Consider the following 12,829-nt stretch of genomic DNA (forward strand, 5'->3'; position numbering starts at 1 on the left):
AGATTATTTTTATTATAAAAAAAGAAAGGTTATTTTAATATGAAGCCGACTAATATGAAAGCAACTATTCTAGCGGCCTCTACAAAATTAATGGCTAAACAGGGGATAAAAAATACTAGTCTTTCAGATATAGCTAAAGAAGTTGGTATTAGCAAAGGTACCTTATATTATCATTACGCAAGTAAAGATGATATTATTTGTGATATGGCTGATATGCATCTATCTATAATCACAAATTCACTAATTGGATGTCTGCAAAATGTAGGCTTTGACTCTAGTACGGAAGAGTTTGTATCTGTCACACTAAATAAAATATCCGATATAAAAACCCATGGAAGAATACATATGTATCTAATTTGTGAGGCTATAACTAGTAATGAAAAACTTAGAGAGCGATTTAAAATCAAATATATACAATGGAGAAAAGCCCTAGAATTAGAAATTAAAAACTCAATTAGTTTTAGAGATGATTCTTACCCAATTTCTTTTTTATTGATATCTATTGTAGATGGATTAGTAGTACAAAGTTTATTAAAGACAGAAGAAATACCATATGATGAAATTTCTAGATTTTTAATTACTACATTAAATTAAAAATTTTATATTCAGTTAAATATTTTTAGCTATATCAAAAAAACCGATTTGGAATATTTCAAATCGGTTTTTTATATAAAATATAAAAATTATTTTTTAGTTATTTTTATACCAGTTTCATGACCATTTAAGTCATATTTTTCAAAGTCAGTATTGTCTACTGCTTTTATTTCAACTGCTAATGTTTCAGTTTGTATATAGTTTTTGAATGCTTCTACAGCCTTAGCTATATCTTCATCTGAATTAAATTCTATATCTATATTATCTAAAACTTCGAAGTTGCTTGCTTTTCTTATTTGTTGAACTTTAGATATAAATTCTCTTACATATCCTTCATTTATTAACTCTTCTGTTAAGTTAGTATCTAATATAACGAATATGTTGTTTGCCATAGCAACGTCAAATCCTTCTTTAGCATCTATGTTTATTAAAACATGTTCTCTATCAAATTCGAATGCTTCTCCATCTAAATCAACAGTTACTTTTTCTCCAGCTTCTAATTTAGGAACTACTTCATTTGCATTAAGTTTAGCTAATGCACCTGCAAATAATTTCATTTTTGATCCTAATACAGGTCCTAATACTTTAAAGTTTGGTTTTAAGCTGAAGTTCATGTATTCTTCTAAGCTCTTAGCGAATACAACTTCTTTAACGTTTAATTCTTCTTTTATTAAGTCAACAACGTCGCTTATTACATCTTCATATTTACCATCAACTAATACTTTTGATACTGGTTGACGAACTTTTATTTTACTGTCTTCTCTTGAAGCTCTACCTAAAGCAACTAACGCTTTAGTTAATTCCATTTTTTCTTCAAGTTTAGCATCTATTAAGCTTTCATCGGCTTTTGGATAGCTTGCTAAGTGAACAGATACTTCTCCAGTTAAATCTCTATACATTTCTTCTGACATGTATGGAGCAAATGGAGCTATTAATCTGCATAATCCAGTTAATAATTCATAAGTTGTATTGTAAACAGCTTTTTTATCTTCTGTTAATTCAGTAGCCCAGAAACGTCTTCTAGATCTTCTTATATACCAGTTAGATAAATCGTCATTTAAGAATGCTTGTATATTTCTTATAACTCTGTTAACTTCGAATATTTCTAAGTTTTCTACAGTTGATTTTACTAAACTGTTGTATTTAGATAATATCCATCTGTCTAGTTCTGGTCTATCTTTGTATTCAACGAAGAAGTCTTTTGGATCTATATCGTCAGTGTTTGCATATAATGTGAAGAAGTTATATACGTTTTTCATAGTTCCTAAGAATTTACTTTGTATTTCTCTAAGTCCAGCTTCATCGAATCTGATTGGAGTCCATGGTGGAGATACATATAATAAGTACCATCTTAAAGCATCTGCTCCGTATTTGTCGAATAATTCAAATGGATCTACTGTGTTTCCTTTTGATTTACTCATTTTCTTACCATTTTTGTCAAGAACTAAGTCGTTAACAAGTACGTTTTTATATGGTGCTTTACCCATTACGAATGTTGATATAGCAAGTAATGAATAGAACCATCCTCTAGTTTGGTCTATACCTTCACAGATATAATCTGCTGGGAATAATCTTTCAAATTTTTCTTTGTTTTCAAATGGGTAATGATGTTGAGCAAATGGCATAGCCCCACTGTCAAACCAGCAGTCTATAACTTCTTTAACTCTTGTCATTGGTTTACCACAATCTGAACAAGCTATATGGATATCATCTACATATGGTCTATGTAATTCTACTGTAGCTGGATCTACATTTTCTATAGCTCTTTCAGCAAGTTCAGCTCTTGATCCTATAGATTCAGTATGTCCACAGTCACATCTCCATACGTTAAGTGGAGTACCCCAATATCTAGTTCTTGATACTGCCCAGTCTTTTACGTTTTCTAGCCAGTTACCAAATCTACCTTCACCTACGAATTTAGGATACCAGTTTACTGTATTGTTGTTAGCAACTAATTGGTCTCTTAATTTTGTCATTTCTATATACCAGCTTGGGTTTGCATAGTATACAAGTGGAGTACCACATCTCCAGCAGTGTGGATAGTTGTGCTCTATTTTTTCTTTAGAGAATAATTTTCCTTCTGCTGATAACCATTTTATTATTTCAACATCTATTCCATCTTCCATTACGAAGTGACCTTCCCATGGAGTAGCTGTAAATTTACCATTTGAATCAACTGGTTGTATAACTGGAAGTTGATATTTTCTACCACAGTTGTAGTCATCTTCACCGAATGCTGGTGCAGTATGAACTATACCAGTACCATCTTCTGTTGTTACATAATCAGCGCAAGTCACGAAGAATGCTTTATCTGTAACTTCTACGAAAGGCATTAATTGTTCATATTCCATATATTCTAAATCTTTACCTTTCATAGTTTCAAGAACTTCATAAGTTCCTTCACCTAATACTTTGTTAGCTAAATCACTGCAAAGATAGTATACTTCTCCATCTTTAGCTACTTTTATATAATCTACTTCTGGATTTACTGTTAATGAAACGTTTGATGGTAAAGTCCAAGGAGTAGTTGTCCATGCTAAGAAATATTCATTTTCAGCATCTTTTTTCTTGAATTTACATATTACTGTATTAGTTTTTACTTCTTTGTATCCTTGTGCAACCTCGTGTGAAGCAAGACCAGTTCCACATCTTGGGCAGTAAGGTACTATTTTATGTCCTTCATATAGATATCCTTCTTTGTTGAATTTATCTAATATCCACCAAACTGATTCTATATAGTTGTTGTCTAAAGTTATATATGGGTTGTCTAAGTCAACTTCATATGCCATTCTCTCAGTCATGTTTCTCCATTTTGCTTCATATGAGAAAACTGATTCTCTACATTTTTCGTTGAATTCTTTTATACCATATTCTTCTATTTGTTGTTTATTTGTAAGTCCTAGTTCTTTTTCTACTTGTAACTCAACTGGTAAACCGTGAGTATCCCATCCAGCTTTTCTTTGAACTTGGTATCCGCTCATAGTTTTATATCTACAAACCCAGTCTTTTAATGTTCTAGCTACAACGTGGTGTATCCCTGGATTACCATTAGCTGTTGGTGGTCCTTCGTAGAATACGTAACTTGGATCATTTTCACCTTTTTCTAGCGTTTTTTCTAATATGTTGATGTCTTTCCAATATTTTGACACTTCTGCTTCTGCATCTTTAACAGAAGAATCAACAAGTGGCTTAAACTTAGCCATAATATCACCCTTTCTTATTTTTAAATTGCCATTATTTTCTCAATTTTCAAATTATACATACAAATGCTAGTTATCAATATATACATAAAACGTATATATATTTAATAATTCAAAAATTTTAAAATTAAAATATAATTGCTATTATATTAATAATCAATTATTTACCCAATAAAAAAACTCCTCCCTATACAAAGGGACGAGTTATAATCGCGTTACCACCCTAATTTTACATACTAAAAAAAATAATATGTAACACTCTATAGTTTAACGGCACTAACCGGCTCAGCTTAATAGATAAAATCGTTCAGCCTACAGCTCCAGAGTGATTTTCAACTTTCTCATAAATATTGGCTTTCACCTAATCCAACTCTCTGTAAAGTACTTAAAAGTCTACTCTCTCTATCACAGCTTTTATTTTTTCAATTATACTTGATAATTATACAATAATTCATTTATTTCGTCAATAAAAACATATTCAATTCACAATGTTATGATATTTCATATTATTACCAATATTTATTATTATATACATTTTATTTTAAATTTTTTAATATAATCCAAATGTATATTATTCATTTGTAACAGCATCATCAGTAGATTTTTTATCTACTTGGTTTGTATCTTCTTCAACTGCTATTTCTTCTGTAAATAAATCAGCACTATCCTCCATGTCTTCTTTTATATAACTACATTCTCTAAAAGGCATTTCACAGCTTTCATCTACATCATAGAATATTTCGTCTAAAGTTTCTAGTTCTTCTTTTATTAATGATTTAAATCTATTTCTAAATACTTTAAATTCTCTTACTAAGTTATCATATTCTTTTTTTAGTTCTAAAATACGATTATTAGTTTCGTCTATTATGTGTTTTGATTGAAGTTGAGCTTCTTCTACTATTATTTTTGCTTTTTTATTTGCAGCTACACAAGTATCCTCTGCAGCACTTTGAGCTGTAATTAAAGTTGCATTTAGTGTTTCTTCTATACTTTTGTATCTACTAACTTGTTCTTGATATAAAGTAACCTTTTCTTGAAGGTCCATATTTTCTTTATATAAAGCTTCAAAATCCTCAGTTACTATTTTTAGAAAATCATCAACTTCATCTTCACTATACCCTCTAAAGGCTCTTCTAAATTCTTTATTTTGTATCTCAATTGGAGTTATCATCCTCTAACCTCCTATATAAATCTTTATAAAATAATTTTTGCTTTTACTTTTGTTCTACCCTTTTTTGTTAAATCTCCTACTTCAATAATAGCTCTCCCATGACCTCTAACAGATATGAGACTGTCAGATTTTATTTCTCTTGATGGAGATATTATCTTTTCGTAATCTACATTTACTCTTTCACCTTTTATTAGCTTAACACTATCATTTCTAGATAAGCTGTAAACTCCACTTATTATTGAATCTACCCTTAAAGACGAAACTGTAAAAGATATCTCCTTAAAGTTATGCTCGCTTTGTACGATATCTTTTACAGTTATTTCTTTAACCTTAACTTTATTTCTAGAAACTTTATCTAAATTAATAATTATAAAGTCGCATATATCTTCACTTACAACTACTTGACAGAAGTTATCGTGTATTAATATATCTCCAATTTTTTCTCTTTTTATACCTAAGTTTAATAAGGCTCCTAAATAATCTCTATGAGAAATTGCTTTAAATTTAAAGTTACCCTCAATTTGTATAACTCTTAAATCACTTTCTACATCATCTTCCTCAATATAGTATGGAAAAATATATATTAGCTGTCTTTCTGCATTTTCATATCCACCGTCTACTTTATATTTTAAATCTGATTCAGAATTTAAAATATCTATAGCATTTTTAACTTCAAATGGATTTAAAAATTCTGTAGCTTTTATATCGTAATTTTTCAAACAACTATTCGCCTTATCAATTACTTTGTACATTTTATTTTTTAGTTCTATATCTTTGATATGTGCTGTAAGTTTTAACTTTTCCATTTTATAAGAATATAGAGTATATTACTCTTTGTAATATTTGTATTAATAAAATTGCTATTAATGGTGAAAAATCAACAGGAATTGACACATATCTATATTGAACTCGTCTTATAGGTTCTTCAATTGGATCAGTAATTACGCTTAATGCTTCGTAAATTCTACTCATTCTAACTGAAGGTATCCAGCTTAATACGCATTGTATAACTATGATGAATGATATTACATCTAATAATCTTATTAGTGATACTCCCAATACGCTCATATTCTTGCTCCTTTATTTAATTATTTTTGCCAAGGGAAAAAGGCCTTACTTTCTAATTCTTTTTTCATGTTTGCGTCTATATCAACATTACTTGGCGCTAAGATAAATATAGCTCTCGATACTTTTTGTATTGTTCCATCTAGTACATAAACAGCTCCACTCATAAAGTAGAATATTGCTTTTCTAGTATCTACATCTTGAGCTAATCCTTCTAAATTAACTATCACTGTTCTTTTTTGTTTTAAGTGATCTGCAATCACTGTTACATCTTCATATTTTTTAGGTTCTACTATTACAACCTTCATTGAACTTGTTGTATGTAAATTTACTATTTTGCTAGTTGTAGCAGCTTTAGATGATGATCTTATTGCTCCGATATCGTTACCCACCATATCTTCTTCATTTTCTTCTAAATCTGTGTCCATTTCTTCATCATCATAATATTCGTCCTCTTCTGTCATCCAGTTTTTAAATTTTGAAATTAGACCATTTGACATTATTTCCATCCTCCTTTAAATTTATAATAAAATACTTAATATTTTTAATTATATTTTTTATTAATATAATCCTTATCGTAAATTAATTTTAGTTATTGTAATTTCTAGGTCCAAAAATCGCTGTCCCTACCCTTACAATAGTTGCACCATGTTTTATTGCTAGATGATAATCATGGCTCATTCCCATAGATAAAGTGCTCATTTCAACATTTTTTAAAGAAAGTGAGTCTATTTCTAGAGATAAATCTTTTAATCCTTTAAATACTGATTCTATAACTTCATCATCTTCTACAAATGGAGCCATAGTCATAAGACCTTTTATTCTTATATTAGGATATTTTTCTGATACCATTTTTACAAAATCAACAACATCATCCTTATAAAGACCATGTTTTGTTTCTTCTTTTGATATATTAACTTGTACTAGACAATCTATGATTCTATCTATTTTTTCTGCTCTTTTTTGAATTTCTTCACATAAAGCCTCTCTATCTAGAGAGTGAATCATTGTCACTTTATCAATTATGTATTTTACTTTATTTGTTTGTAAAGTTCCAATAAGATGCCAGTTTACCTTATCCCCTATAACTTCATATTTTCTAGCTAACTCTTGGGGTTTATTTTCACCAACATCTGTTATACCTGCATCTATAGCTTCAAAGACAGCATCAACATCAACTGTTTTTGTAACTGCCATTAAATTAACTTCTTGTGGATTTCTTCCACAGTCATTACATATTGATGCAATTTCGTCTTTAATTTTTTCTATATTTGATTTTATACTCATTTATTAATGTCACCTGCTTACTTTAATATTTTTATTTATAAAATTTGGATATAATAATATTCTATCATATAAATTCAATTTATTTTCATCCTTATTTTTATTATAATCCACATAATAATATTTTGCATCTTTATAATAATTTTTGCCTAAACCTACAAACTCTGGCATATTATTTTCCTCATTTATTACATAAACGCCCAATTTATTATTTTTTTCTACAACTGACTCTACGGGTATTTTAAATCCTTTTATATTTTTATATATTATATCAAATTCTTGAACTCTTGTATTGTAAATTGACATATTTTGTTCCATAATTTTTATGACTATTACCTCTTCATCTTTTTTTTCATATATTTTATCTATCTTTGCCTTAATTGCTTGTCCATTAGAGATTATTTTTAAATCTTGTGCTTCTTTAAAATGATTCTTATCTTTATTTTGAAATATGCATATATAAGTTTCATTTGGATTGATTATTCTAAGTGCTACTTCTGATGAACTAACTTTATGAGTATTGCTATTTATTTTTATAAAATTATTTTCTAAAGAATCCAATATATTTGAATTTATATCATCTAATTTGTCTAATTTAACTTTTTCATAATCATTATCATATTCAAATGATACTATTCCAGAAGTAGGTGATATATTTTCTGTATAGTATTTTTGTTTTTGATTTTCTAGTATTTTAAGTTCTTCCTTTTTATTTAATATTATATTTGAGTTCATACTATTTTTCGATTTTTCTAAGTCATTTATTTCATTTTTTAGATCATCTATTTTTTGTGATATTTCTTCATTTTGTCCCGATTGACTTATAGTAAATAAACTTTTATCATTTTTAATTTTTTCGCCATCTTCTACATTATATTTTATGATTCCATCTTCGTTAGCTTTGATTATAGTCTCATCCATGACTACTATTGCCTTTTTTTTAATTTGAAGGTCTATATTTTCTTCTTCTAAAACCATAGTCTTTGTAAAATAGCCAATTGTCCAAATTACAACTTGAACTAAAATATATAACAGTACTATAAGTAAAAATAAATTTGTAAACTTTATTTTCTTTTTCTTCTTCTTAGCCATCTCTACACCCCCTAAAACAATTGGTTATATTATAATTTGTTTTTTTTAATTCTTTTTCCTTTAAATTGCCTCAAAACAAATTATTAAAAATACAAACAGCATATAGTGTTTTTTAACATAATTTAATATTTTTATACAAAAAAAATTACTGTAAAACGATTTAAAAAATCATTTCACAGTAATTCTTGTATAATATTAATTTCTAATTTTTAAATGAATGTATTGGTGCTGGTATTTTTCCGCCCCTATCTATAAAGTCTTTAGATGAGAATTTGTTTACTTTCATTACTGGCGCTCTACCAAGTAAACCTCCAAACTCGACCATCTCACCGACTTTACACCCTGGAGCTGGTATTACTCTTACGGCAGTTGTTTTATTGTTAATCATTCCTATTGCTGCCTCATCTGCTATCATAGCAGATATTGTTTCAGCTGGTGTATCGCCTTCGACAGCTATCATATCTAAGCCTACCGAACATATTGCAGTCATAGCTTCTAATTTTTCTAAACATAATGAGCCCTTTAATACTGCATCTATCATTCCTGCATCTTCTGATACTGGTATAAATGCACCACTTAGACCTCCAACTCTAGAACAAGCCATAACTCCACCTTTTTTAACAGCATCATTAAGTAGTGCTAATGCTGCTGTTGTTCCATATGCTCCGACAACTTCAACACCCATCTCTTCTATTATATTTGCTACAGAATCTCCAATTGCAGGTGTTGGAGCTAATGATAAATCGACTATTCCAAATGGAACGCCTAATCGTTTAGATGCCTCTTGTGCCACTAATTGTCCCATTCTAGTAACTTTAAAAGCTGTATTTTTTATAGTATCTGCTACAACATCAAAAGATTCTCCTCTTACTTTTTCTAAAGCCCTTTGGACAACTCCAGGACCACTTACACCTACATTTATTACTGTATCTGATTCTCCAACTCCATGGAAAGCCCCTGCCATAAATGGATTATCTTCAACTGCATTACAAAATACAACTAATTTTGCACAGCCAAATCCCTTTTTATCTTTTGTAAGTTCAGCAGTTTGTTTAATAACTTGACCCATTTGTTTTATTGCATCCATATTCATCCCAGCTCTTGTTGAACCTACATTTACAGATGCACATACTTTATTAGTACATGCTAAAGCTTCTGGTATTGATTTTATCAATATTTCGTCGCCTTTAGTATATCCTTTTTGACATAAAGCAGAAAATCCCCCTATAAAGTCTATTCCTAACTCTTCGGCTGCTTTATCTAAAACTTTTGCAAATTCTACATAGTCTTTATCATCACAAGCCCCTGCTATTATAGATATAGGTGTTACAGAAACTCTTTTATTTACAATCGGAATTCCAAACTCACTTTCTATCTCTTGTCCTACTTTTACTAAATCTTTAGCACAAGTAGTTATTTTTTTATATATTTTTTCTCTTGCTTTTTCTCCATCGGAATCAATACAATCAAGTAAAGATATACCCATTGTTATAGTTCTGATATCTAATTTTTGTTCTTCTATCATATTTATAGTTTCTAGTATATTCTTAACGTTCATGATTTCCCTCCGAATTAAATTCTATGCATTTTATTAAAGATTTCTTCTCTTTGAATTCTTGTCTCTACCCCTATAGATTCGCCTCTTTTTTGTAAAGCTTGTTTAATTTCTTCAAAAGATTTAGGACTTTTTTCTAAATCAACCATAACTACCATTGTAAAAAACTCATCCATCAATGTCTGTGTTATATCAATGATATTGACATTTAATTTAAATAATTCATCAGATATTGCTGCTACTATCCCAACCTTATCTCTACCTATTACAGTTAAAAATGCTTTCATAGTTTGATTCCCCCTTTATATTGATGATTTAATTCTATGCCTCTTTTTACTCATTGTCAAACATGACGTATATATTTTAATTTCCTATATATAAAAAAAGAATGCCCTATATAAACCGAGGTTTATTATGGCATTCTTTTTGCAAATTAAATTTAATTATTTAAATTCAATATTATTTTTTTGTTATTACATCTACACCCATGTATGGTCTTAATACTTCTGGAACTACTACAGAACCATCTTCTTGTTGGTAGTTTTCAAGTATAGCAGCTAAGGCTCTACCTACAGCAAGACCTGAACCATTTAATGTATGACAGTATTCTGCTTTAGAATCTTTGCTTCTTTTGAATCTTAATCCAGCACGTCTAGCTTGGAAATCTTCACAGTTTGAACAAGAAGATATTTCAACGTATCTGTTGTAACTTGGCATCCATACTTCTAAGTCATATTTAAATGCTGCAGTGAATCCTAAGTCACCTGTACATATTCTAACAACTCTGTATGGTAAACCTAATTGTTGTAACAAGTATTCAGCATTTGAAGTTAATTTTTCTAATTCATTGTAAGATTCTTCTGGAGCACATATTTTAACCATTTCAACTTTGTTGAATTGATGTTGTCTTACTAGACCTCTAGTATCTCTACCTGCAGAACCAGCTTCTGATCTGAAACATGGAGTATAAGCAGTGTAGTTTAATGGTAATACATCATATGAAAGTATTTCATTTGCATGTATATTAGTTAGAGGTACTTCTGCAGTTGGTATTAAGTAGTATCCGTTGTCTACTTTGAACATGTCTTCTTCGAATTTTGGTAATTGACCAGTTCCTAAGAATGAATTTGCATTAGCCATGAATGGTGGTATAAATTCAGTATATCCGTTAACTCCTGTATTTGTATCTAAGAAGAAGTTATATAAAGATCTTTCTAATCTAGCACCTTTATCTTTGTATAAAGTGAATCTTGAACCAGTTATTTTAGCAGCTCTTTCAAAGTCTAATATATCTAAATCTGTTCCTATTTCCCAGTGTGGTTTGAAATCGAAATCAAATTTTCTTGGTTCTCCCCATGTTCTTTCTTCTATATTATCCGCATCTGTTTCTCCTTGAGGAACTCTTTCGTTTGGAACATTTGGTATTCTAAGTAATCTATATCTTAATTCATCTTGAACTTTTTTAACTTTTTCATCTACAGCTTTTATTTTATCTGATAATTCTTTTAATCTAGCTTTATCAGCAGTTACGTCTTTTCCTTCTTTTATAAGTTGAGGTATTTTTTTAGATTCGATATTCATCTCATTTTTCATTACTTCAACTTCTTTTAATAATTCTCTTCTTTCATCGTCTAAAGCTACAACAGCATCAAGGTCAAATTCTTTTTCCCCTCTTCTGTCCATAGCTTTTTTAATATCATCTAAGTTTTCTCTTATTCTTTTGATATCTAACATTTTTTTCCTCCTAAATATTTTATGTATAATTGCACGTCTCATACAATATAAGCCCAACGTATTTATCCAATTTAACTATATTTTATTCATTTAAAATTATCTTGTCAATTCCCTTAAAAAATATAGTCTATGTAGTTTATAATAAATGGTCTCCCTAAAATATAAAATTTAAATATAATTCCCATTATGCATTTTTGAAATTTTACAAAAATAAGTACGCTAAATTTTAAGAAAATATACCTTTAATTTTCTGAAAAAGATTTCCTTATATATAATGCAATTTACACCCTATATAAAATTATAATCAATCTCAGAAAAATTTCCATATATAATTCTAATATAAATAAATATTTTTCTATTTTATGTCCATTTTTTTTAGTTTTTATACTAATTTGGAAAAATATTTATTTATTTTAAGTCGAATTGTTAATTAATGGAAGTGATAATTTTAAATCCTTACTTTCCATATTATAACTTTTAATATATTGAATAATAGCATACGCTTTACCTACTCGGCGTTTTCGTTATCGCCAGGTTTACACTCTTTACATATTCCATACAGAATAGAATTCTTACACTGCAAGGTAAATCCATGACTTTCTTCGATATGATGAGAAATCTCTTCCATAAAATGACATTCCAGATGAATAATCTTTCCACATTTCACACATTTCAGATGCAGATGCTGTTCGCATCCACGTCCCGGCTCTACATACTGATAGGCCGCCTGACATCCTTTCTCAGCCACGTATTTAATCACTGTGCCATCCTTCGCAAGTTTATCCAGGTAACGGTAAATCGTTGTGATATTTACCTCGCTGTCATGCTGTTTCAGATATTCGTCCACATCCGCTGCTGTCACCGTATGATCATTGCTGTTCTTCAGATATTCAAGTATTTTTCTGCGGCTTGCCGTCGCATAACTGCTTCCCGCCATAATTCCTCCTAAAATACGATTCCTGCAAATTCAATAATAATTCCCCAGAATACACCCAGTCCGTAAAGAGTTCCGATAATTTTCAGATTCTGAGCTCTGTCGTGATTTAAACGAAACAGGATCAGAAGTCCGACTCCTGCATTTACCAGAAGTCCCGCCATCATCGCACCCGCTCCGATAATGTGATCCAGGTATAA

General features: G+C 29.6%; 13 protein-coding genes and 1 other annotated feature. Of the genes, 1 reads left to right on the forward strand and 12 read right to left on the reverse strand.

What is annotated here, in order from left to right:
• Positions 1-54: 54 nt before the first annotated feature.
• A complete protein-coding gene (locus tag RDX53_RS12380) occupies positions 55-594 on the forward strand; it encodes a TetR/AcrR family transcriptional regulator (protein ID WP_295571487.1) in 540 nt (179 codons plus the stop codon).
• 89 nt (positions 595-683) lie between these two features.
• Here the strand turns inward: RDX53_RS12380 and ileS are convergent, their stop codons facing one another.
• The 12 genes from ileS to RDX53_RS12440 form a co-directional block, all read right to left on the reverse strand.
• On the reverse strand, positions 684-3,797 hold the full coding sequence (gene ileS / locus RDX53_RS12385) for an isoleucine--tRNA ligase (RefSeq protein ID WP_295571485.1): 3,114 nt from the start codon (positions 3,795-3,797) through the stop codon (positions 684-686).
• A 189-nt stretch (positions 3,798-3,986) separates the two neighbouring features.
• Positions 3,987-4,212, reverse strand: a binding site (T-box leader).
• A gap of 153 nt (positions 4,213-4,365) precedes the next feature.
• On the reverse strand, positions 4,366-4,965 hold the full coding sequence (locus RDX53_RS12390) for a DivIVA domain-containing protein (RefSeq protein ID WP_195931008.1): 600 nt from the start codon (positions 4,963-4,965) through the stop codon (positions 4,366-4,368).
• A 23-nt stretch (positions 4,966-4,988) separates the two neighbouring features.
• Entirely contained in the window at positions 4,989-5,771 is a 783-nt protein-coding gene (locus tag RDX53_RS12395; RefSeq protein ID WP_195931009.1) for an RNA-binding protein, read from the reverse strand.
• Position 5,772: 1 nt separating this feature from the next.
• Positions 5,773-6,033 carry a YggT family protein gene (locus RDX53_RS12400; RefSeq protein WP_195931010.1) on the reverse strand — a complete coding sequence of 87 codons (261 nt, stop codon included), beginning with the start codon at positions 6,031-6,033 and terminating at the stop codon, positions 5,773-5,775.
• A gap of 20 nt (positions 6,034-6,053) precedes the next feature.
• Positions 6,054-6,530, reverse strand: coding sequence for a cell division protein SepF (locus tag RDX53_RS12405; protein WP_195931011.1), 477 nt, complete (start codon positions 6,528-6,530; stop codon positions 6,054-6,056).
• Positions 6,531-6,618: 88 nt separating this feature from the next.
• Positions 6,619-7,317: a YggS family pyridoxal phosphate-dependent enzyme gene (locus RDX53_RS12410; RefSeq protein ID WP_195931012.1), complete on the reverse strand. Its 699-nt coding sequence runs from the start codon at positions 7,315-7,317 to the stop codon at positions 6,619-6,621.
• A 9-nt stretch (positions 7,318-7,326) separates the two neighbouring features.
• Positions 7,327-8,406 (reverse strand): HlyD family efflux transporter periplasmic adaptor subunit, encoded by a 1,080-nt coding sequence (locus tag RDX53_RS12415; protein ID WP_195931013.1) that lies wholly within the window; start codon positions 8,404-8,406, stop codon positions 7,327-7,329.
• Positions 8,407-8,608: 202 nt separating this feature from the next.
• Positions 8,609-9,964: a PFL family protein gene (locus tag RDX53_RS12420; protein ID WP_195931014.1), complete on the reverse strand. Its 1,356-nt coding sequence runs from the start codon at positions 9,962-9,964 to the stop codon at positions 8,609-8,611.
• 14 nt (positions 9,965-9,978) lie between these two features.
• Positions 9,979-10,248 carry an ACT domain-containing protein gene (locus RDX53_RS12425; protein ID WP_195931015.1) on the reverse strand — a complete coding sequence of 90 codons (270 nt, stop codon included), beginning with the start codon at positions 10,246-10,248 and terminating at the stop codon, positions 9,979-9,981.
• A 172-nt stretch (positions 10,249-10,420) separates the two neighbouring features.
• Positions 10,421-11,695 (reverse strand): serine--tRNA ligase, encoded by a 1,275-nt coding sequence (serS, locus tag RDX53_RS12430; protein WP_195931016.1) that lies wholly within the window; start codon positions 11,693-11,695, stop codon positions 10,421-10,423.
• A gap of 508 nt (positions 11,696-12,203) precedes the next feature.
• Entirely contained in the window at positions 12,204-12,632 is a 429-nt protein-coding gene (locus RDX53_RS12435) for a transcriptional repressor (protein WP_307994260.1), read from the reverse strand.
• A gap of 8 nt (positions 12,633-12,640) precedes the next feature.
• The coding region (locus tag RDX53_RS12440) for a hypothetical protein (protein ID WP_369124302.1) at positions 12,641-12,829 on the reverse strand (189 nt) is incomplete at its 5' end.

The sequence above is a fragment of the uncultured Intestinibacter sp. genome (assembly GCF_902468165.1).
Taxonomy (GTDB): domain Bacteria; phylum Bacillota; class Clostridia; order Peptostreptococcales; family Peptostreptococcaceae; genus Intestinibacter.

Coding starts and splice junctions, on each gene's coding strand:
- RDX53_RS12380 (WP_295571487.1), top strand. CDS start 55: ATGAAAGCAACTATTCTAGCGGCCTCTACAAAATTAATGGCTAAACAG.
- ileS (WP_295571485.1), bottom strand. CDS start 3,797: ATGGCTAAGTTTAAGCCACTTGTTGATTCTTCTGTTAAAGATGCAGAA.
- RDX53_RS12390 (WP_195931008.1), bottom strand. CDS start 4,965: ATGATAACTCCAATTGAGATACAAAATAAAGAATTTAGAAGAGCCTTT.
- RDX53_RS12395 (WP_195931009.1), bottom strand. CDS start 5,771: ATGGAAAAGTTAAAACTTACAGCACATATCAAAGATATAGAACTAAAA.
- RDX53_RS12400 (WP_195931010.1), bottom strand. CDS start 6,033: ATGAGCGTATTGGGAGTATCACTAATAAGATTATTAGATGTAATATCA.
- RDX53_RS12405 (WP_195931011.1), bottom strand. CDS start 6,530: ATGTCAAATGGTCTAATTTCAAAATTTAAAAACTGGATGACAGAAGAG.
- RDX53_RS12410 (WP_195931012.1), bottom strand. CDS start 7,317: ATGAGTATAAAATCAAATATAGAAAAAATTAAAGACGAAATTGCATCA.
- RDX53_RS12415 (WP_195931013.1), bottom strand. CDS start 8,406: ATGGCTAAGAAGAAGAAAAAGAAAATAAAGTTTACAAATTTATTTTTA.
- RDX53_RS12420 (WP_195931014.1), bottom strand. CDS start 9,964: ATGAACGTTAAGAATATACTAGAAACTATAAATATGATAGAAGAACAA.
- RDX53_RS12425 (WP_195931015.1), bottom strand. CDS start 10,248: ATGAAAGCATTTTTAACTGTAATAGGTAGAGATAAGGTTGGGATAGTA.
- serS (WP_195931016.1), bottom strand. CDS start 11,695: ATGTTAGATATCAAAAGAATAAGAGAAAACTTAGATGATATTAAAAAA.
- RDX53_RS12435 (WP_307994260.1), bottom strand. CDS start 12,632: ATGGCGGGAAGCAGTTATGCGACGGCAAGCCGCAGAAAAATACTTGAA.